The following is a 19,170-nucleotide window of genomic DNA, read 5'->3' as shown; positions in this document are numbered from 1 at the left end:
GTAACGAAAATCCAGACATCGCTGTCCGATATCGGACAGTGCCTGTTCGGTGGCGAACAAGCCAGCCGGAGCAAAACGGCATTCACAGCCACAAACAGCCTGTTTTGTCAGCTGGCATGGAAGTTGGCAAGTGCCGTGCCGGAGAAGGCTTCGACACCCGCCAGCAACCAGCCGACATCACTGGGCGCAGGCAGGAAGAGAAGCCAGGAAAACGAGTCGGAAATGAGCCCCGGGACAGCCTGGGGCTTTTTGTTTTTGCACTCGGGCAGGCCCATCCATCAGGCTGTCCGATACCGGACAGCAGGTGTTCGCCACCGAACGAGTCTGTTAACACAAAATGCTTCCTCTGGCGAAATAGACCCGTTTTTTGCAGTTTGGCACGGCAGTTGACAAAGGTGGGATGTGCCAGTCACACACTCACTCAAACGGCTGGCACAGACACACTCTTTCACTCACTCACTCACACTCAACGCTCTCTCAATATGTCACGCGCCCTTCGCCCCCTCACCCCCCTTCTGGCCGCTGCCCTCATTCTGCTTGGCCTCACGGTAGATGCCCAAAGCCCCACCGCCACCCGCACCTCGCTCGTCGCCGAGTCGACCGAGAGCAACTGGTTCGCTGGCGAGTGGCAACTCACCATCGACTACCTCTATGTAGCCACCGCCGACGAACACCGCTTCGACATCATCCCCATCACGGAGGCCAACCGTACGGTCACCATCAAGTCGGTACAGGCTCTCGCCGTTGATGGCCGCATTCAAGTGAATATGCAGTTGGCCGATGGCACCCAGGCATACCTGTATCTGGCCCGCCTTTCCGACCTCTCGACACTCCTTCGCCGCGAAGACAACGTTTCGCTCTGACAGCCGCTGAGCTGTTCGCTGGCGGACACCTACTGTTCGTCGCCGGACAGCCTCCATTAACACTTCTGCCGCCAGAAGGACTGTCACTCACTCCACAGCCTCTGGCACACCTTTCGCCACTTCACTCTTACTTCCGGCTTCCACTGCCCCCAACCTTATGGACCGCGTCATACAGAAAAAGAAATGGACTCCCACCCGCATCGCCCTCATTGCCGGTGCGGTGGTGCTGCCCCTGCTGCTGATATATGTGCTTGTTTTCGCCGACAGGCGCAGCCGGCTCAATGTAGAGCTCGATAAACTCACTGTCAGTGAAATCAAGAAAGGCGACTTCCTTGAGTTCATCCCGGTGACCGGCACCGTGGAGCCCATCCAGACCATCTTCATCGACGCGATTCAGGGCGGCCAGATCCAGAAAATCTACCGCGAGTCGGGCGCAATGGTGCAGAAGGGCGACCTCCTCGTGGCGCTGGCAAACCCCCAGATGGAGCTTGACGTCATCACCCGCGAGACCCAGACCACCGAGCAGATCAACAACATCCGCAACACCCGCCTTAACCTCGAGACCAACAGCCTCAGCCTCGCCAACCAGGTGGCCGAAATAGATTACCGGATTGCCACCCTCAAGCCCCAGTATGAGCGCTACAAGGAACTCTTTGCCTCTGGCGCCATCTCCAAGCGCGACTATGAACTTGTGGCCGAGGAATACCTCTATTACGTTCGCCGCCGCGACATTACCTATGCTGCCTATCGCCGCGACTCGCTCCTCCGTCTCGAACAGGGCACCCAGCTCGACCGCCAGGCGCGCAACATGCTCGTGCAGCTGAACAAAATCAGTGGCCTCCGCGAAAACCTCGAAATCCGCGCTCCCTTCAAAGGCCAGTTTACCAGCCCCGACCTCCGCATCGGCCAGAACATCACCCCTGGTCAGCGTCTCGGCCAGGTCGACATCCTCGACGCCTACAAGGCCCGCGTTCGCATCGACGAACTCTATCTCTCCCGCATCAACCCCGGCCAGCGTGGCACCTTCGAGTTCGACGGCAAAACCTACACCCTCGAAATCTCCAAGGTGTACCCTACCATTGCCGAGGGGCGCTTTGAGGTAGATATGCTTTTCATCGGCAAGCTGCCCGCCAACCTTCGCCGCGGCCAGACCCTCCACATCCGCCTGGAACTGGGCAACCCCGAGCAGGCTGTGCTTCTGCCCATGGGCGGCTTCTACAAAGACACCGGTGGCAGTTGGATTTTCGTCCTCGAAGATGGCGACAAGCGCGCCGTTCGCCGGGCCGTCACCCTCGGCCGCAAAAATCCCGAGTTCTTCGAGGTTCTCAGCGGCTTGGAGCCTGGCGACAGAGTCATCACTTCGTCCTACGAAAACTTCGGTACCAACGAAGTGCTCATCTTCGACTGACCCCTCGCAACTTCCGTCCTACCGTCTCTCTCTCATTTCTCTCACTCTCTCCTTATCTCTATAGCGTCATGCACGTAATCAAAACCGTCAATCTCAGCAAAGTATACGCCACCGATGAAGTGGAAACCACTGCGCTGAACAACGTCAACATGGAAGTGAACAAAGGCGAGTTCATCGCCATCATGGGTCCTTCCGGTTGTGGCAAGTCTACCCTGCTGAACATCCTGGGGCTGCTCGACAACCCCGGCAGTGGCGAGTTCTGGTTCATGAACGAAGAGGTGAGCAAGCGCACCGAGCGCCAGCGCGCCAACCTCCGCAAGCAGAATATCGGCTTCGTCTTCCAGAGTTTCAATCTCATTGACGAACTCACCGTGTTCGAAAACGTAGAGCTGCCCCTGCTGTACCTGAAGGTGGGCGCCGCCGAGCGTAAGAAGCGCGTAGAAGAAGCCCTGGAGCAGATGAACATGATGCACCGCCGTGGCCACTTCCCACAGCAGCTCTCCGGCGGTCAGCAGCAGCGTGTCGCCATTGCCCGTGCCATCATCGCCAAGCCCAACCTCATCCTCGCGGATGAACCGACCGGTAACCTCGACTCAGCCCACGGTGAGGAGGTCATGAAGCTCCTGCAGGAACTCAACGCCGCCGGCACCACCATCGTTATGGTAACGCACAGTCCCGCCCAGAGCGAACACGCACACCGCGTCGTGCACCTCTTTGACGGCCAGGTCGTCACCGAAAACATCAAGCAGCGCTTCTATGTGTAGGTAAAATCGGGGGACTATTCCCATTCTTCGGCCCACTCACTTCACACTCACTCCTATGTATCGTCACTTTCTGGCTGTGTCGCTCCGCAGCCTGGCACGCAATCGCCTGTTCACCATGCTCAACCTTGTAGGCATGGCGGCGGGCATTGCCTGTTGTCTGATTATCGGGCTCTACCTGCAACAGGAGTTGTCCTTCGATGACTTTCACCCGGATGGCGACCGCATCTATCGCATCGCCATGAAGGGCCGTTTCGGCGATCAGGACATCGAGACCAGTGAAGTGGCCCTCGCTACCGGCCAGGACCTCCTCCGCGACTACTCAGAGGTCGAAGCCTATTCTCGCTTTTCCCATAACGGAAACACCATTCTCGCCATCCCCGGCCAGGACCAGGTGATTACCATTCCGGATGTCTATTACGCCGACAGCAACTTCTTCCAGTTCTTCGGCTATCGGTTGCTGAGGGGCAATCCGGCAACGGCCCTACGCGACCCCAACAGTCTCGTCCTCACCGAAGAAGCCGCAACGCGTCTCTTCGGCACTGAAGACCCCATCGGCAAGGTGGTCCGTTTCGACAACATACGCGACCTGAAGGTGACTGGCATCGCAGCCAACCCTCCAGCCAACAGCCACCTTCATTTCTACGGCCTTACGCCTTTCACAGCCGACCAGCTCGCCAATGTACAGTATGGCTGGCTGGGCAATATGAACTACTACACCTATCTGCGCATGCGACCAGGTGCTGACGCGGCTGGGTTTATGCCTCGTATTCAGGGGCAGGTAGTAGAGAAATATGTCGGTCCGCTGATTCAGAAGTTCCTTGGAGTTCCCTATTCCGAGCTGCTGAAGAAAGGGCAGGGCTTCAATTACAGTCTCGAACCCATTGCCGCGCTTCATCTCGACGCCAGCACCTCCCGGGCCATTGGCCGCGATGGCTCCAGCTCGGGCGACCGTGTCTACGTAAATGTCTTCTTCCTGGTGGGCGCGTTCATTCTGCTCATCGCCTGTGTCAACTTCATCAACCTGGCCACCGCCCGGGCTGCTGACCGTGCCAAGGAAGTTGGCATCCGTAAGGTGCTCGGCTCTGACCGCCAGCAGCTTATGGGCCAGTTTCTGACCGAGTCGGCGCTGCTCACCCTTGGGGGGGTGGTGCTGGCATTGGTGCTGGCCACGCTGGCATTGCCCTTCGTGTCGCAGGTGGCTGGCCGCGAACTCTCGCCTGCCCTGCTCATGCAGCCCGTGGTGCTGCCGGGGCTGGTGATAGGAGCGTTGGTGATGGGGTTTGTGGCTGGCATTTACCCTAGCGCCTACCTCTCGTCTTTTCTGCCTGTCAAGGTTATCAAGGGTGGCAGCCAGTCTACTGGACGGCGGGGCAGTCTGCTGCGCAGCAGTCTGGTGGTCTTTCAGTTTGCCCTCGGCACCATCATGATCATTGCCACGCTGGTGGTCTATGATCAACTCGAGTATGTCCGTACGCAGAATCTCGGCTTCAACCGCGAGGGCCTGCTGGTGGTCAACGATACCTGGGTGCTGCGGGGCCAGCAGGCTCAGAGTTTCAAGCAGGAGGCGCTGCGCATTCCCGGCGTCAAGGCGGCGGCGTTGACGGGTCTGGTGCCCGGTATGGAAACGCGCAACAACAATGGTATGGCCCCCGTCGGGCGTCCCGACGTGACCCGCATCCTCGCTGGGGGCCACTCGGATGGCGACCTCGTTCGTACCCTCGACCTCAAGATCCTCTACGGCCGAGACCTCGACAATACCAGACCCAGCGATTCCTTCAGCGTGGTGCTCAACGAGGCCGCAGTGCAGCAGTTTGGCTGGAAGCCTGAAGAGGCCCTGGGTAAACAGATAACTCAGCCTTCGGGCCCCGGCGAGCCGCCCGCCGACCACCTGACCGTCGTGGGCGTAGTTAAAAACTTTCACTACCAGGGCATGCAGAACCTCATTGGCCCTGTCGGTATCTACCTCGACAACCAGAAGGCCTACATGGCCATTCGGATAGATGTGACTCAGGCACCCGAAGTGCTCGCAGCCCTTTCTGCCCTCTGGAAGAAAAAAACCAACAACGCTGCTCCATTCTCATATCAGTTTGTTTCCGAGCGGCTGGCCGAGCAATACCTGGGCGAGGTGCGCCTGGGCCGCATCTTCACGCTTTTCAGCGTGCTTGCGGTACTCATTGCGGCGCTGGGCCTCTTTGGGCTTGCAGCATACATGGCTGCCAAGCGCCAGAAGGAAGTTGGTGTCCGCAAGGTGCTGGGCGCCTCTGAGTGGCAGATCTTCGGCCTCTTCGCCAAAGACTTTGCCCTGCTGGTTGTTGCGGCGTTTGCCATTGCCTGCCCCGTAGCCTGGTATTTCATGCAGCAGTGGCTCGAGGGCTACAAATACCGAATCGAGCTCAGCCCGGCTACCTTCCTGCTGGCGGGGGCACTGGCACTGTTCATTACCCTCCTCACCATCAGCTACCAGTCTATCCGTGCGGCAGTCTCCAATCCTGTCAAATCGCTCCGCTCCGAATAACTGCCCCTGTGTAACAACGTCTCTGCCTCAGACGCCTGACGAACCTCACTTGCACCCACTCTTTCTCACATCCTCTCATGTTTCGTCATTTCATTTCCGTTTCGCTCCGGAGTCTGGGTCGCAACAAGCTTTTTACAGGGCTTAACCTCGTAGGCATGGCAGCGGGCATTGCCTGCTGCCTGCTCATTGGCATTTATCTACAGCAAGAGTTGTCCTACGACGACTTTCACCCCAATGGTGACCGCATTTACCGCATGGGCGCTAAGGGGCGCTTTGGTGAGCAGGCCTTCAACAACAGTGAGGTTGCCTACACTACGGGCGAGGATCTTCTCCGCGACTACTCAGAGGTAGAGGCCGTCTCGCACATCACCAGCAATGGCAACACCATTCTGGCCATTACGGGCACCGAACGTGTCGTTACCCTGCCCGATGTCTTCTTCGCAGACAGCAACTTCTTTCAGTTTTTCGGTTATCGTCTGCTGAAGGGCAACCCTGCCACGGTCCTCCTGGACCCCAACAGCCTCGTTTTGACAGAAGAGGGCGCCCTTCGACTCTTTGGCACCGAAGAGCCTGTCGGCAAAACTGTCCGATTCGACAATCAGCGCGACCTCAAAGTCACCGGCATCGTCGCCAATCCTCCCGCTACCAGCCATTTCCATTTCTATGGCCTCACGCCCTCCACGGCGCAAATGAAAACTGGCAATGGCTACGGCTGGCTCGGCAACATGAATTCTCACACCTATCTGCGGCTGCGCACTGGGATAGATGGAGCCGCTTTCATGAAACGCATCCAGCCTGAAATCATTTCCAAGTATCTCGGCCCCATTGTCCAGAAAGTTGCCGGGGTGTCGTACCAGGAATTTCAGAAAACAGGTCAAGGCTTTGAGTTCTATGTCGACCCCCTGCATAGCCTGCATCTGGAGGCCAGTGTCAATAGGGCTATTGGCCGCGACGGCGTCGGCCCCGGCGACCGCACCCATGTCAATGTCTTCATTCTGGTAGGGGTTTTCATTCTGCTTATCGCCTGCGTCAACTTTATCAACCTGGCTACTGCCCGTGCCGCCGATCGCGCCAAGGAAGTAGGCATCCGCAAGGTGCTCGGTTCCGACCGCCGTCAGCTTATGGGGCAGTTCCTCTCTGAATCGGGCCTTCTCACTATCGGTGGCGTAGTGTTGGGTCTCACACTCGCGGTGTTTGCTCTTCCCGCCGTGTCTGCCCTGTCCGGCTATCGCCTCACTCCAGATATGCTCTTCAACCCCTGGGTTCTGCTGTCGCTGGTGGGCGGCGCACTTCTCATGGGCTTCTTGGCAGGCATTTATCCCAGCGCCTATCTTGCCTCCTTCCTGCCTGTCAAAGTCATTAAAGGTGGCCGCCAGACGACCAGTCGCCGTGGCAGCCTCCTGCGCAGCGGCCTGGTGGTGTTTCAGTTTGCCCTCGGAACCGTTCTCATCATTGCTACACTGGTCGTTTACGACCAACTGGAGTTTGCCCGCACCCGCAACCTTGGGTTTGAGAGCGAGGCCATCCTGTTGGTAGACGATACCTGGGTGCTGAAAGAAAGTCAGGCCCATACCTTTAAACAGGAGGCCCTGCGTATCCCAGGTGTCAAGGCAGTGTCTATGACCAACCTGGTGCCCGGCATGCCTACCCGCAGCCGCAGTGGCATGGCTCCTGTGGGGCATAAATCCGACATCACCCGCATCATCGTTGGTGGCAATTCTGACGGCGACCTCGTCGAGGCGCTTGGCCTGGCACTGGTTGCTGGCCGTGACATTGACCCGACCCGTCCTGCCGATTCCAACAACGTCGTCCTCAACGAAACCGCCGCACTCCAGTTTGGCTGGAAGCCCGACGCCGCCGTGGGCCAGCGGATCGAGGCACTGGGGGCCGACGATGGTCAGAAGCCCCGCAGTTACACCGTCGTCGGCGTTGTGAAAGATTTCCATTACGAGGGGATGCAGCGCCGTATCGATCCCTTGGGCATTTTCATGACCTCGGCCCGCGCCTACATGGCGCTGCGCGTTGACATGTCTCAGGCCCGCGAGATCCTGGCCGCCCTTGAGGCCCGTTGGAAGCTCCAAACAGGCAATTCCGCCCCATTTCACTACCAGTTCATTTCAGACAAAGTGGCTCAGCAATACGCCAGCGAGATGCGGTTGGGGCGCATCTTTACGCTCTTCAGCGTTCTGGCTGTGCTCATCGCAACGCTGGGGCTTTTTGGCCTCGCTACCTACATGGCTGCAAAGCGTCAGAAAGAGGTAGGTGTGCGCAAGGTGCTCGGGGCGTCTGAGCTACAGATTTTTGGTCTTTTCGCCAAAGACTTTGCCGCGCTGGTGCTTATCTCCTTCGTGGTCGCCTGTCCTGTCGCCTGGTATTCCATGAATCACTGGCTGCAGGGCTTCGAATATCGCATCGCCCTCAGCCCGGTTACCTTCCTCCTGGCAGGCGGTTTGGCCATAGGTATCGCGCTCATCACCATCAGCTATCAATCTGTCCGCGCGGCTGTCTCCAACCCAGTCAAGTCGCTGCGGTCCGAATAATCTACCCTTTCCCAATCCCGTAACGTTATGGCTGCCGTATCCATCCAACTGCCTAACATCGAGGCCGAGCACACCGTCGAGATTACCGTCAAGGTCAACGGTGTGCAGAAAGACTACCAGTACCGTGTAGAGGTATTCCCTTGGGAACAGTGTGACAACCCCAACGGCGACCGCGTATCCTGCATTCGCAAAGTGGTAGAAAGCTACGATCCTGAATACGAGCTTCTTCAGATTGGCACTGCCACCGAGCAGTACATTCAGATCACCTTCCAGCGGGTTCGTCAGCAGCGCTACGAGCAACTCATTGCTCCGGGTGCTTCTGCCTGACGATCTAAGTTTTCATTCTTCTCACTCGCGCTCAACCTATGTTCCGTAATCTTCTTACCGTAGCCTTCAGAGGCATGGTTCGTCACAGGGGTTACTCCCTGCTCAATGTACTGGGGCTGGCAGTCAGTCTGGCGTGCTGCCTGGTCATAACCAGTATCATTGCCCACAACCTCTCGTTCGACCGTCATCAGTCGAAGTATGACGACATCTACCGCTTTACCCTTACTACTGCCCGTGATGGTCGCGACTTCTACACCGAGGCCTTTCCCATGCCTGCCGTAAAGGCGTTACGCCTCGATTATCCCGAGATCGACGCCTTTGTTGCTACCAACTTCCTGGGCCGGGTAACTGTCTCCTTCCAGCGGGGCAGCCTCCGCGAGAAGTTTCGCGAAGAGCGCACAGCCATTCAGGTGGAGCCCGAGTATTTCAATCTCTTCGATTTCAACTGGCTTGAAGGTGATGGCCGCCGGGTGATGGACAATGTCAACAGCGTGGTGCTGGCCAAGTCCTACGCCGACAAATACTTTCCCGGTCAGTCGGCACTTGGCCAAACCCTGCGGATGGACGACAAAGTAGACCTCATCGTGACAGGCGTATATGAAGACCAGCCCACCAACTCGCACTTCAATTACGGTATCATCATGCACCTGCACCAGATGCAGGAGCTCACTGGCAAAAACCCCGAGCAGTGGGGAAACCTCGCCGACGACTTTCAGGTCTTCCTCTACGAAACCAATCCCACCGAACTGGCCCATCTCCGCAATACCGTTGCTGCCAGCTTAAAGAAACACAATACCGACCTCGACCCCAAAGAGACGGTCACAATAGGGGTGCAGACCCTTTATGACCAGCATTTCGATCAGCGTTTTGGCACCAACATCGGTAACCAGGCGTCCACCACTCAACTCTGGGTGTTGGGTTCGCTGGGGCTGGTGCTTCTGCTCATTGCCTGCATCAACTACATCAACATGGCCTCTGCACGGGTGCTGCAGCGCAGCCAGGAAATCGCTATCCGTAAGGTGCTCGGCGGCTCGCGGGGCTGGCTCATGCTTCAGGTGTGGACCGAAACCGCCCTTCTTACAGGCTTTGGGCTCCTTTTCGCCCTCGTAATGGCCGAACTCATGGTGCCCTACATTAACCAGACGCTCGCCATGTCGTTAGCCCCATTCTACACCCAATTGTGGTGGGTGCTGCCGATGTTGCTGGTGCTGCTGCTCCTCAGTTCTGGCCTCTCTGCACTGTATCCCGCTATTCTCATGGGGCGGGTTCCGGCACTGGCCAGCATGAAAACCAGTATGCTGGGTGGCCGGCAAAAGGGTGTGACGGCGCGCAAGGCAATGATTGTTACCCAGTTTGTGGTTACACAGGCGCTGGTGGCTGGGGTGTTCATCATCCATGCCCAGATGGACTACATGCGCAACACCGACCTCGGCTTTCAGTCCGATGCCGTTGTGGTCATCAACCTGCCCAGCGAGAACCTTCGCTCTTTGCAGTCTCTCCAGTCTGAAATCAACCAGCAGCCCGGCGTCCTCGCCAGCTCGCTTTGCCTTACGCCACCGTTCTCCAACATGACCTGGTCTACGTCCTGGACCCAGCCTGGAAAGCAGGAAAACGAGCCCTTCTCCATCTGCTGGAAGCCCGCCGATGTTAACTATGGCGAAGTCTTCGGCCTCAAGCTCGCGGCAGGCCGCTGGTATACCCAGCAGGACTCCATGAACGTCGTCATCAACGAAACCTTTGCCCGCAAAATGGGCTATCAGCAACCAGCAGAGGCCGTCGGCAAGTCTTACAGTACCTATGTCGGTACCCACCAGATTGTAGGGGTAGTGAAGGACTTCCATACCCAGGGCCTTAAGCGCGAAATCCAGCCCTATATGCTCATTGGCCGGGGCGAAGCCATTTACAATCTCGCGGTCAAGGTCAACAGTCAGCAGTTCGCCCAAACCATTGAGCGCATGGAGAATGCCTGGGATAAGGTCTACCCCCAGCACGTCTACTCCTACACCATCATGGACGATGCCATCGCCAATGCTTACAAGAGCGAACAGCGGATGTTCTCGGTAGTCACGGCCTTTGCAGTCATTGCCATTCTCATCGCTGTACTGGGGCTGGTGGGTCTGGCCGCTTACATGACCGAGCAGCGCTCCAAGGAAATTGGTGTGCGAAAGGTGCTGGGCGCTTCGGTCGCCAGTATTCTGCAGCTTCTCTCGCGCGAGTTTGCTGTTCTGGTTGCGCTTGCTTTTGTCATTGCCACGCCGCTGGCCTGGTATGGGCTCAGCAACTGGCTTGAGGGCTACACCTATCGCATTGCCATCAGCCCCCTCTGGTTCCTCGGCTCTTTCCTCCTCTCGCTCTTTTTTACAGTTTCTGTAGTGATTTTGCAGTCATGGCGTGCAGCCAATCGCAACCCAGTGCAGTCTTTGAAGACACAGTAAGCTGCGCTCCATGAAGCAAGATCCCGCCAGCGACGCAGCGGCCCCCAGCCGCTGGCTGTACTTCGCCCTCATCTTCGGCATCATCCTGAGTATCGGGATGATGCTGGCGGTTCTTTCTGTAACTTTTACCGAGCCCGAGCGGGAGTCCAGCCCCGAAGGCAGCGACTCCGAAACTGTCTTTGCTCCGCCGGCCGTTTATAACGCCCCTTAACGCCTTTCGCTTCCCCATGATCAAGCTCGTCAACATCGATAAATACTACGAATCCAAGTTCCAGAAGCATTACATACTACAGGGGTGCAGTCTGGATGTGCAGGCGGGCCAGTTTGTCAGCATTATGGGCCCCAGCGGCGCGGGAAAGTCCACGCTGCTTAATATCATCGGTGCACTCGAGCAGCCCAATGCCGGCGAGTATTTCTTCCGCGACCAGGCCGTGCACCGCTTCAAGGACAGCCAGCGTACCGACTTTCACAAGTCGCACATCGGCTTCGTTTTTCAGGCCTATCATCTTATCGACGAACTCACGGTCGCCGAAAACATAGAAACCCCGCTGCTCTACAAAGGCATCAAGAGCAAGGAGCGCGAAGCCATGGTAGCCGATATCCTCGACCGCTTTGGCATCGTCGGCAAGAAGGACCTCTTCCCCGAGCAGCTCTCCGGCGGCCAGCAGCAACTGGTGGGCATTGCCCGCGCCATCATCGGCAAGCCCAGTCTGCTCCTCGCCGACGAGCCAACTGGTAACCTGCATTCTGAGCAGGGCCGCGAAATCATGCGCCTGTTCCAGAAGCTCAATCGTGAAGACGGAGTTACCATCATTCAGGTAACCCATAGTGAGGAAAATGCCCGCTATGGCAACCGCATCGTTCGCATCTATGACGGCAAGGTTACTGAGGACATCGCCAATCTGAGTCCGCTGACCGCATAACCCAATCGGCCCCCGCCACCTGAAGGCCCCGTTCCTACTCTTGGACGGGGCCTTCGGCTGTTTGGCGCCCAGGCCCATTGCTTCCCGCCGCACAATCCTCTTATTTGGGGAAAGATGATAACCTGCGGTATGCGCTTTTCCCCAATGTTCGTTCTGGCTTTGGTGCTGGCGGCCTGCTCCAGCGGCCCAGAAACCCTGCGCCCCCGCTCCGGCCCAATGGTAGAGGCTGTCTATGCTGCGGGCACCCTCCACCCAGCCGACGAGTACCTCCTTCAGGCCCAGGCCGAGGGCTACCTCACCTCGCTGTGGGTCGCCGAGAACGACCCCGTGAAAGCCGGGCAGGCGCTCTTCGGCCTCACCGCCGACGAGCAGCGTGTGCGCCAGCGCAATTCCCAGGAACAGTTGGACCTCGCCCGCAGCAACGCTGCCGCCAATTCCCCCCTCCTCCGCGAGCGCGAAGCTGCGCTGGCAGCTGCCCGCAGCCAGTACGTCAACGATAGCCTAAACCTCCTTCGCTTCCGCAACCTCATGGCCGAGGGCGCTACCACCGCCGCCAATCTCGACCGCGCCCAGGTGGCCTATGATGCCAGCCTGGCCAATTTCCGCGCCCAGGAGGCCCGCCTCCGTCAGACCCGGCGCGAACTCGCCCTACAGCTCGACAACGCCCAGGCACAGAGCCAGCTGACACGCACTGTCGCCGAATATGCCACCCTCCGTGCGCTCATGGATGGCCGGGTCTACGAAGTCTTCAAAGAGCGTGGCGAGTTTGTCCGCCGCGGCGAGGCCATCGCACGCCTGGGCCGTGCCGACCAGCTTGTGGCCCACCTCAGCATAGATGAAAACGACATCACCCGCGTACGCGAGGGGCAGGAGGTACTCATGCGGATCGATGCCTATCCCGACACTGTCTTCCGCGCCCGCGTCCAGAAAATCTACCCCATGCTGCGTCAGGCCGAGCAGAACTTCCGCGTCGACGCCCTCCTTAGCGACCCCCTGCCAGCCCAGTACGCTGGCCTCACTGTCGAGGCAAACCTGCTCGTCAGCCGCAAAGCCAATGCCCTGCTGCTGCCTCGTGCTGTAGTCTTCGGTGGCGACAGTGTCCGCATTCTGCGCGACGGAAAGCCCGTAGCTGTTCGCATTCGCAAGGGCTCGGAGAACTTCGACTTCGTGGAGGTCCTTGCCGGGGTCGATTCCACTACCGACGTTATCGTCCGCTGACATATGGCCCGCTCCAACCTGCCACTGCTGCTCTCAATTGCCCGCACCCATCTGGTGTCGCGCAAGCGACAGACTATCGTGGCTGCGCTGGGGGTCACCTTCGGCATTGCCATGTTCGTCCTCATGATCAGCTTCATGACGGGCGTCAACAACCTCATTGAGGACATGCTCCTCAGCGCCGCGCCCCACATCCGTGTCTACAACGACACCCGCCTGGCACAGGCGCCTCTCCTCTCCCAAGTCGATTCATTCCGCCAGGCAACCATCCTGCTGCGCCATCCCCGCCCAACCCGCAAGCAGATCAAGCTTAAGGACGGCCTCAGTATGCTGGAGGCCATTCGTGCCGATCCTCGCGTCTTTGGGGCGTCGCCACTGGTCTCCAGTCAGGTGTTCTTCAACAATACCGGTCAGCCCATCCCGGGCAACCTCGCAGGAGTAGACATCCGCGCCGAAGACCGCCTCTTCGACCTCTCCTCCAAAATGGTGGAGGGCAATCTCGACAATCTTCTTACCTCCAGTGATGGCGTTCTCATGGGTGTGGGCCTGGCCAGCAAAATGGGGCTTCACATGGGCGAGCGCGTGTCAGTAACCACTGCTGAAGGCGTACAGATTACCGTCAAAATCGTTGGCCTTTTCCAGACAGGGATTACTGCCATCGACGACGCACGCTGCTACACCCAGCTCCACACTGTCCAGAAGGCGCTCCGCCGCGACCGCTCCTACATCACCGATATCAACCTCAAACTCCACAACGCCCTTGAGGCACCCGCTGTAGCCCAGGAGTACCAGCGCCGCTTCGGCTTCCGCGCCGAAGACTGGCAAACCACCAACAGCTCCATCCTCGTCTCCTTCACCTTCCGCAACATCCTCACCTATGTGGTCAGCATCACGCTGCTGGTAGTGGCCGGCTTCGGCATCTACAACATCATGAACATGACCGTCTACGAGAAAATGCGCGACATTGCCATACTCAAGGCCACTGGCTTTTCGGGCCGCGATGTCGTCAGCATCTTTCTTTTGCAGGCAGTCATCATCGGCCTCATGGGCGGCATCGTCGGGGTGGGGCTGGGCGCCCTGCTGTCTTACCTGCTGTCGCTGGTGCCTTTCTCGTCTAACAGCGTCCTCCAGATCGACAGCCTCCCTGTCACCTGGGACATCCGCTATTACCTTTTCGGCTTGGTTTTCGGCTTGTCAACCACGGCGCTGGCGGGCTGGTTTCCATCGCGCAAAGCCGCCACCATTGACCCTGTCGAAATCATCCGCGGCAAATAAGCAGCCCCTTCGCCATGCCCAACGCCTCCGTTCCCGTTCTCGAAGCCCGCGGCATCAGCAAGTGGTTCGACGAGCCCACCCGCTTTCAGGTGCTCAAAGAGATTTCTTTTCAGGTGAACCGCGGCGAATTCGTCGCTCTCATGGGTAAGTCGGGCAGTGGCAAAAGTACCCTGCTCTACATTCTCAGCACAATGGACACCGCCTACGACGGCCACCTTTGGCTGGCAGGCCACGAAATCACCGGGCAATCGCAGGAGCAGCTGGCCGCCGTCCGCAACGAGCACATCGGCTTCGTTTTCCAGTTCCACTACCTCCTGCCCGAGTTCTCCAGCCTACGTAACGTTATGCTACCGGCACTCAAGCTGGGCCGCTATTCCCCGCAGGAAATCGAGCACCGCGCTATGGAGAAGCTGCGGCTGCTCGGTGTCGAAGACCAGGCCCTCAAGCCCAGCAACAAGCTCTCCGGCGGCCAGCAGCAGCGGGTCGCCATCGCCCGCGCCCTCATCAACGATCCCGATATCATTATGGGCGACGAGCCCACCGGAAACCTCGACAGCGCCAACTCCCGCAACGTCTTCACCATCCTCAAGGACCTCGCCGGCAGCTACGGCCAAACCATCATCACCGTCACCCACGACGAGGAGTTTGCCTCCGGTGCCGACCGCATCCTCGAACTCCACGACGGCGCACTCCTCCCCGAGAAACCCCGCAACCCCGTTTCTGCACGTGTCAGTTAGGCGTTTTCACTTCCTCAGTTCCACTCCCTCGGCGCTCGATACCGCCCTGGGCTTCGTCGTGCGCCATGCCGGGCACCTCCTCATTCTCACCTTTGCGGTGGTGTCCGGCATCATCCGCCTGCTGCTGTTCCCCGAGCGCAGCTGGAGCTGGCACCTCAGCATCTTCTGCTTCCTCCTCGTCCTGGGCTACGTCTTCTGGCTCATCTTCAGCTTCTTCATCCGCTGGCTCGACGACGTTTTGCCCTTCGAGGAAGGCGTAGGCCGCCGCGTCGTCGTACAGATCTCCCTCTCCATTCTCGGCATCCTTCTCTTCCAGCTTACCATGTTCCAGGTGTTCGAGCACCTGCTGCCCCTCCGGCTCAACCCGCTGCTCTTCACCTTCATCATGACCTCCGATGTGCTCTTTGCCATCACCCTCAATGTGGTGTATCTGGGGGCACAGTTTTTTCAGAACTGGCAGCGCGACCTCGTCAAGAACGAGCGCCTCCAGCGCGAGGCCGCCAACGTCCGCTTCGACAACCTCCGCAACCAGCTCAACCCCCACTTCCTCTTCAACAGCCTCACTTCGCTCAACAGCCTCATTCACGAAGACCAGGCCCTGGCCTCCCAGTTTCTCCAGCAGCTCTCGCGCGTTTACCGCTATGTGCTTCAGCACAAAGACGAGCAGCTGGTGTCGCTCGCAACCGAGCTTGAGTTCATCCACAACTACCTCTTCCTCCTGCGCACACGCTTTGGGCCCGCCCTCGAAATCACCCTCGACATTCCGCCCCAAAGTCAACAGTGCCTCATTGCCCCCGTCACGCTCCAGATTCTCATCGAGAACGCCATCAAGCACAACCGTATGACGGAGAGCAATCCGCTGCGTCTTCATATCGATACCTCACCCGAAGGACATTATCTTCGGGTGTCCAATAATCTGCAAGCCAAGCAGATAGTAGAATCCAGCAACCGCACCGGCCTCGACAACATGCGGGCCCTTTACAGTTTTTACAGCGAGCACCCCGTTCTTGTACAGCAGACCGAGGCGCAGTTTTCCGTTCTAGTACCCCTATGTCAGCCCTGACCGCCGTAATCCTTGAAGACGAGCAGCTGGTGGCCCGCGACCTCCACAAGCTCCTGCGTGCCCATGCCCCCGACATCGCCGTACAGACTACCCTCGAGTCTGTGGCCGACGCCCGTGCATGGTTTGCCAACAACCCACAGCCCAGCCTGGTCTTTGCTGACATCCAGCTGGCCGACGGCGTGTCCTTCGAGCTCCTCGAAGCCGAGCTCATCCAGTGCCCTGTCATTTTCACCACCGCCTATCACGAGTATGCGCTCCGCGCCTTTAAGGTCAACAGCGTAGACTACCTCCTCAAGCCCATTGACAGCGCCGAACTTGTACGTGCGCTTGACAAATACCGCCGCCACAGTCAGCAGACAACCCCCGACAGCCGAGCCCAACTTGCTGCCCTCATTGCTGACTTCCGTGCCGGCGACAAACCCGTCTGGCGCGAACGCTTCATGGTCCATGCCAAAGGCGGTGTCATGCCACTCCCTGCCGACCAGATTGCCTGCTTCCTCAAAGACGAACTCGTCTACGTCCTCACACACGACGGCCACCGCTACTATACCGACTATCCCACGCTTGAAGAAGTGGAGCACATGGTGAACCCGGACGTTTTCTTCCGCGCCAACCGCCAGTTTATCCTCCACCTCTCCGCCATCGACACGGTAAAAAGCGGCATCAACGGCAAGCTCGTCGTCCGCCTCAAAGACCCTCTGCCGTCCGTAGACATCTCCCGCGAAAAGGCACCCGTCTTCCGCCAGTGGATGGAAGGCTGAGGTAACCAGAGTATAAGCATCACTCCCAATACATCTAGACTACCTTTGGGCAGCGGCGCAGAGCCGCCCAGATACAGTTGGCAGAGAAGGCGGCAAGCCGCCTAAAGGTAGATTTCTCGCTGCGCTCGAAATGACGTAAAGGGGCAAGTTGTTTGAACGCTCCGCTGTCACTTCGCAGTGGGCGTCAGCGCAGCGGAGAAGTCCCCCAGCACATGAACGCCAGCACGGGTTAGATAAATGGCACGTCATTTCGAAGGTTGGCGTGGCCTTCCTGAGAAATCTACTTTTGAGCGGCGCAGAGCCGCCCAGTTACATCTGGCAGAGCGGGCGGCAAGCCGCCTACAGGTAGTCCCGATACATCAGGAGATGTATACGAAACTGACCGCGGGCCGTCTTCTCCCCTTTACTTCTCCGTCTCGGCAAACTCCGATTCCAGCTGCTGCTTCTGCACCAGTTCGGCGTATTCGCCGCCGCTGGCAATAAGCTCGGCGTGTGTGCCGCGCTCCACTATCCGGCCATTGTCCATCACCAGTATCTGGTCGGCATGCTCCACCGCTGACATCCGGTGGCTGATGATCACCAGCGTTGGCTTCCAGCTGTCGGTCGTCAGCTTGCCACGCAGGTTGTCCAGGATCAGCGATTCCGTGCGGGTGTCCACTGCGCTCAAGGCGTCATCCAGTATCAGCAGATTGGGCTTGCTCAGGTAGGCCCGGGCGATGCTCACGCGCTGTTTCTGGCCACCGCTCAGCGTTACGCCCCGTTCGCCAATGATGGTCGCAAAGCCCTCGGGGAAGCGCACGATGTCGTCGTACACCCCGGCAAACTTCGCAGCGGCTTCAATCTCGTCCTGTGTGGCGTTCGGCTTGCCAAAGGCAATGTTGTTTGAGATGGTGTCCGAGAACAGGAAGCCATCCTGCGGCACATAGCCGATGTGGCGGCGCAGGCCGGCTTTCGAGTAGTCCTGTATCAGCCGCCCGCCCATGCGGATTTCGCCCTGCGGCACGTCCATGAAGCGCAGCATCAGGTTGGCCAGCGTCGTTTTGCCACAGCCTGTGCTGCCCACTATGCCCAGCACGCTACCCGGCGCCACATCAAAGCTTACGTCTTTCAGTGCCTGTATGCCGGTGTCGGGGTAGGTGTAGTTCACATGGGTGAAGGCCACCGACGCCGTGTCGAAGTCGGGCGAGGTTTCAGGGAACAACTGCTCGCTGCGCAGTTCCAGCAGTTCGTTGATGCGCTTCTGGCTGGCCGCCCCTTTCTGGATCATGCTCGTAATCCAGCCCAGGCTGGCCACTGGCCATGTCAGCAGGTTGATGTACAGGATAAACTCGGCGATGTTGCCCAGCGACACCGTGCCAGCGATCACTTTCTCGCCGCCAATCCACACCGTGAACACCGTGCTCAGGCCTATCAGCAGCAGAATGGTGGGATAGAAGAGGGCATCAACACGGGCCAGACGCATGGCGCGGTCGCGGTAGGTGTCGCTTTCGCTGGCAAACTGCCCTACGCTTACTTTCTCGCGGGCATAGGCGCGCAGCAGCCGGATGCCGCTGTAGGCTTCCTGTGTCAGGCTGGTAATTACACTCAGCTGCCCTTGGGCTTCCTCGCTCCGCTTGTTGATGATGTTGTGTACCACGTAAATGCTCAGCGCCAGCACGGGCATGGGCATCAGTACGTACAGGGTCAGTTCGGCGTTTACCACCAGCATCGTTGCCATCACCATGATGAACAGCGTCACGGTGTTGAGCGTGTACATGATGCCGGGGCCGGTGAACATGCGCACCGCCGCCACGTCCTCGCCAATGCGCGACATCAGGTCGCCCGTCTGTCGCTTCCGCAGAATGCTCAGGCTGTAGTGCTGGTAGTGCTCAAACAGCTGATTCTTCTGGTCATACTCCATGTGCCGCGACACCACGATGAGTGTTTGCCGCACGAGGTACAGGAACACACCCCGCAGGATGGCTGCCAGCACTACAATGCCGCCGAAGAGAAACAGCACATGCCCAATCCGGTCTGACAGCACTTCGCCCTGCGGCGTACCTGCCACCAGGCCCTGCATCTTGATCAGGTCGCCTACCAGGTTGAATGCATCCCGCACCACCTGTGCCGGGTAAATCGAGAACCAGTTGGAAATGAGGATGAACGCAAAGCCAGCCAGCAGATACCAGCGGTAGCGGACGAAATAAGGCCAAAGGGCGCGGAGTAACAACCTCACGAGTAGGACAGGGGAGTGGTAGGTAAGCGGAAAGACGGCATGACAAAGCTACGCTACACAGTCGGTTGCCAGTACATTGTTAACATAATCATATGTTTTAACGTTTTTTTGGAGAACATTATGAAAACA

Annotated in this window: 16 protein-coding genes; 14 read left to right on the top strand and 2 right to left on the bottom strand. The window is 58.5% G+C overall.

What is annotated here, in order from left to right; all coding sequences use genetic code 11:
• Positions 1-107 precede the first annotated feature (107 nt).
• A complete protein-coding gene (locus AC2D8O_RS12920; RefSeq protein ID WP_484679250.1) occupies positions 108-275 on the bottom strand; it encodes a hypothetical protein in 168 nt (55 codons plus the stop codon).
• 207 nt (positions 276-482) lie between these two features.
• Here AC2D8O_RS12920 and AC2D8O_RS12915 point away from each other — a divergent pair, with 207 nt between their 5' ends.
• The 14 genes from AC2D8O_RS12915 to AC2D8O_RS12850 all read left to right on the top strand — a co-directional run bounded on the left by AC2D8O_RS12915 (position 483) and on the right by AC2D8O_RS12850 (position 16,826).
• Entirely contained in the window at positions 483-863 is a 381-nt protein-coding gene (locus AC2D8O_RS12915; RefSeq protein ID WP_484679249.1) for a hypothetical protein, read from the top strand.
• 157 nt (positions 864-1,020) lie between these two features.
• A complete protein-coding gene (locus AC2D8O_RS12910) occupies positions 1,021-2,271 on the top strand; it encodes an efflux RND transporter periplasmic adaptor subunit (RefSeq protein WP_484679248.1) in 1,251 nt (416 codons plus the stop codon).
• 68 nt (positions 2,272-2,339) lie between these two features.
• Complete coding sequence (locus tag AC2D8O_RS12905) at positions 2,340-3,035, top strand: ABC transporter ATP-binding protein (RefSeq protein WP_484679247.1); 696 nt, start codon at positions 2,340-2,342, stop codon at positions 3,033-3,035.
• Positions 3,036-3,090: 55 nt separating this feature from the next.
• Positions 3,091-5,550 (top strand): ABC transporter permease, encoded by a 2,460-nt coding sequence (locus tag AC2D8O_RS12900; protein WP_484679246.1) that lies wholly within the window; start codon positions 3,091-3,093, stop codon positions 5,548-5,550.
• A 77-nt stretch (positions 5,551-5,627) separates the two neighbouring features.
• A complete protein-coding gene (locus AC2D8O_RS12895; protein WP_484679245.1) occupies positions 5,628-8,090 on the top strand; it encodes an ABC transporter permease in 2,463 nt (820 codons plus the stop codon).
• Positions 8,091-8,117: 27 nt separating this feature from the next.
• Complete coding sequence (locus AC2D8O_RS12890; protein ID WP_484679244.1) at positions 8,118-8,417, top strand: hypothetical protein; 300 nt, start codon at positions 8,118-8,120, stop codon at positions 8,415-8,417.
• Between the two features lie 38 nt (positions 8,418-8,455).
• A complete protein-coding gene (locus tag AC2D8O_RS12885) occupies positions 8,456-10,852 on the top strand; it encodes an ABC transporter permease (RefSeq protein WP_484679243.1) in 2,397 nt (798 codons plus the stop codon).
• Between the two features lie 10 nt (positions 10,853-10,862).
• Positions 10,863-11,063 (top strand): hypothetical protein, encoded by a 201-nt coding sequence (locus tag AC2D8O_RS12880; RefSeq protein WP_484679242.1) that lies wholly within the window; start codon positions 10,863-10,865, stop codon positions 11,061-11,063.
• Between the two features lie 16 nt (positions 11,064-11,079).
• Entirely contained in the window at positions 11,080-11,775 is a 696-nt protein-coding gene (locus AC2D8O_RS12875) for an ABC transporter ATP-binding protein (RefSeq protein WP_484679241.1), read from the top strand.
• Between the two features lie 129 nt (positions 11,776-11,904).
• Positions 11,905-12,993 (top strand): efflux RND transporter periplasmic adaptor subunit, encoded by a 1,089-nt coding sequence (locus AC2D8O_RS12870; RefSeq protein ID WP_484679240.1) that lies wholly within the window; start codon positions 11,905-11,907, stop codon positions 12,991-12,993.
• Positions 12,994-12,996: 3 nt separating this feature from the next.
• Positions 12,997-14,265 (top strand): ABC transporter permease, encoded by a 1,269-nt coding sequence (locus tag AC2D8O_RS12865; RefSeq protein ID WP_484679239.1) that lies wholly within the window; start codon positions 12,997-12,999, stop codon positions 14,263-14,265.
• Between the two features lie 14 nt (positions 14,266-14,279).
• Positions 14,280-15,002 carry an ABC transporter ATP-binding protein gene (locus AC2D8O_RS12860; RefSeq protein WP_484679238.1) on the top strand — a complete coding sequence of 241 codons (723 nt, stop codon included), beginning with the start codon at positions 14,280-14,282 and terminating at the stop codon, positions 15,000-15,002.
• Positions 14,992-16,065, top strand: coding sequence for a sensor histidine kinase (locus tag AC2D8O_RS12855; RefSeq protein WP_484679237.1), 1,074 nt, complete (start codon positions 14,992-14,994; stop codon positions 16,063-16,065). Before AC2D8O_RS12860 ends, AC2D8O_RS12855 begins: the two co-directional genes overlap by 11 nt.
• The gene (locus tag AC2D8O_RS12850; protein WP_484679236.1) at positions 16,053-16,826 is read left to right on the top strand and encodes a LytR/AlgR family response regulator transcription factor; all 774 of its coding nucleotides are present in this window, start codon (positions 16,053-16,055) and stop codon (positions 16,824-16,826) included. The genes AC2D8O_RS12855 and AC2D8O_RS12850 overlap by 13 nt, the downstream gene beginning before the upstream one ends.
• Positions 16,827-17,229: 403 nt before the next feature.
• Here the strand turns inward: AC2D8O_RS12850 and AC2D8O_RS12845 are convergent, their stop codons facing one another.
• A complete protein-coding gene (locus AC2D8O_RS12845; RefSeq protein ID WP_484679235.1) occupies positions 17,230-19,041 on the bottom strand; it encodes an ABC transporter ATP-binding protein in 1,812 nt (603 codons plus the stop codon).
• Positions 19,042-19,170 lie beyond the last annotated feature (129 nt).

Source organism: Pontibacter sp. T17 (assembly GCF_057219875.1).
This window is presented reverse-complemented; position numbering and strand designations above follow the sequence as displayed.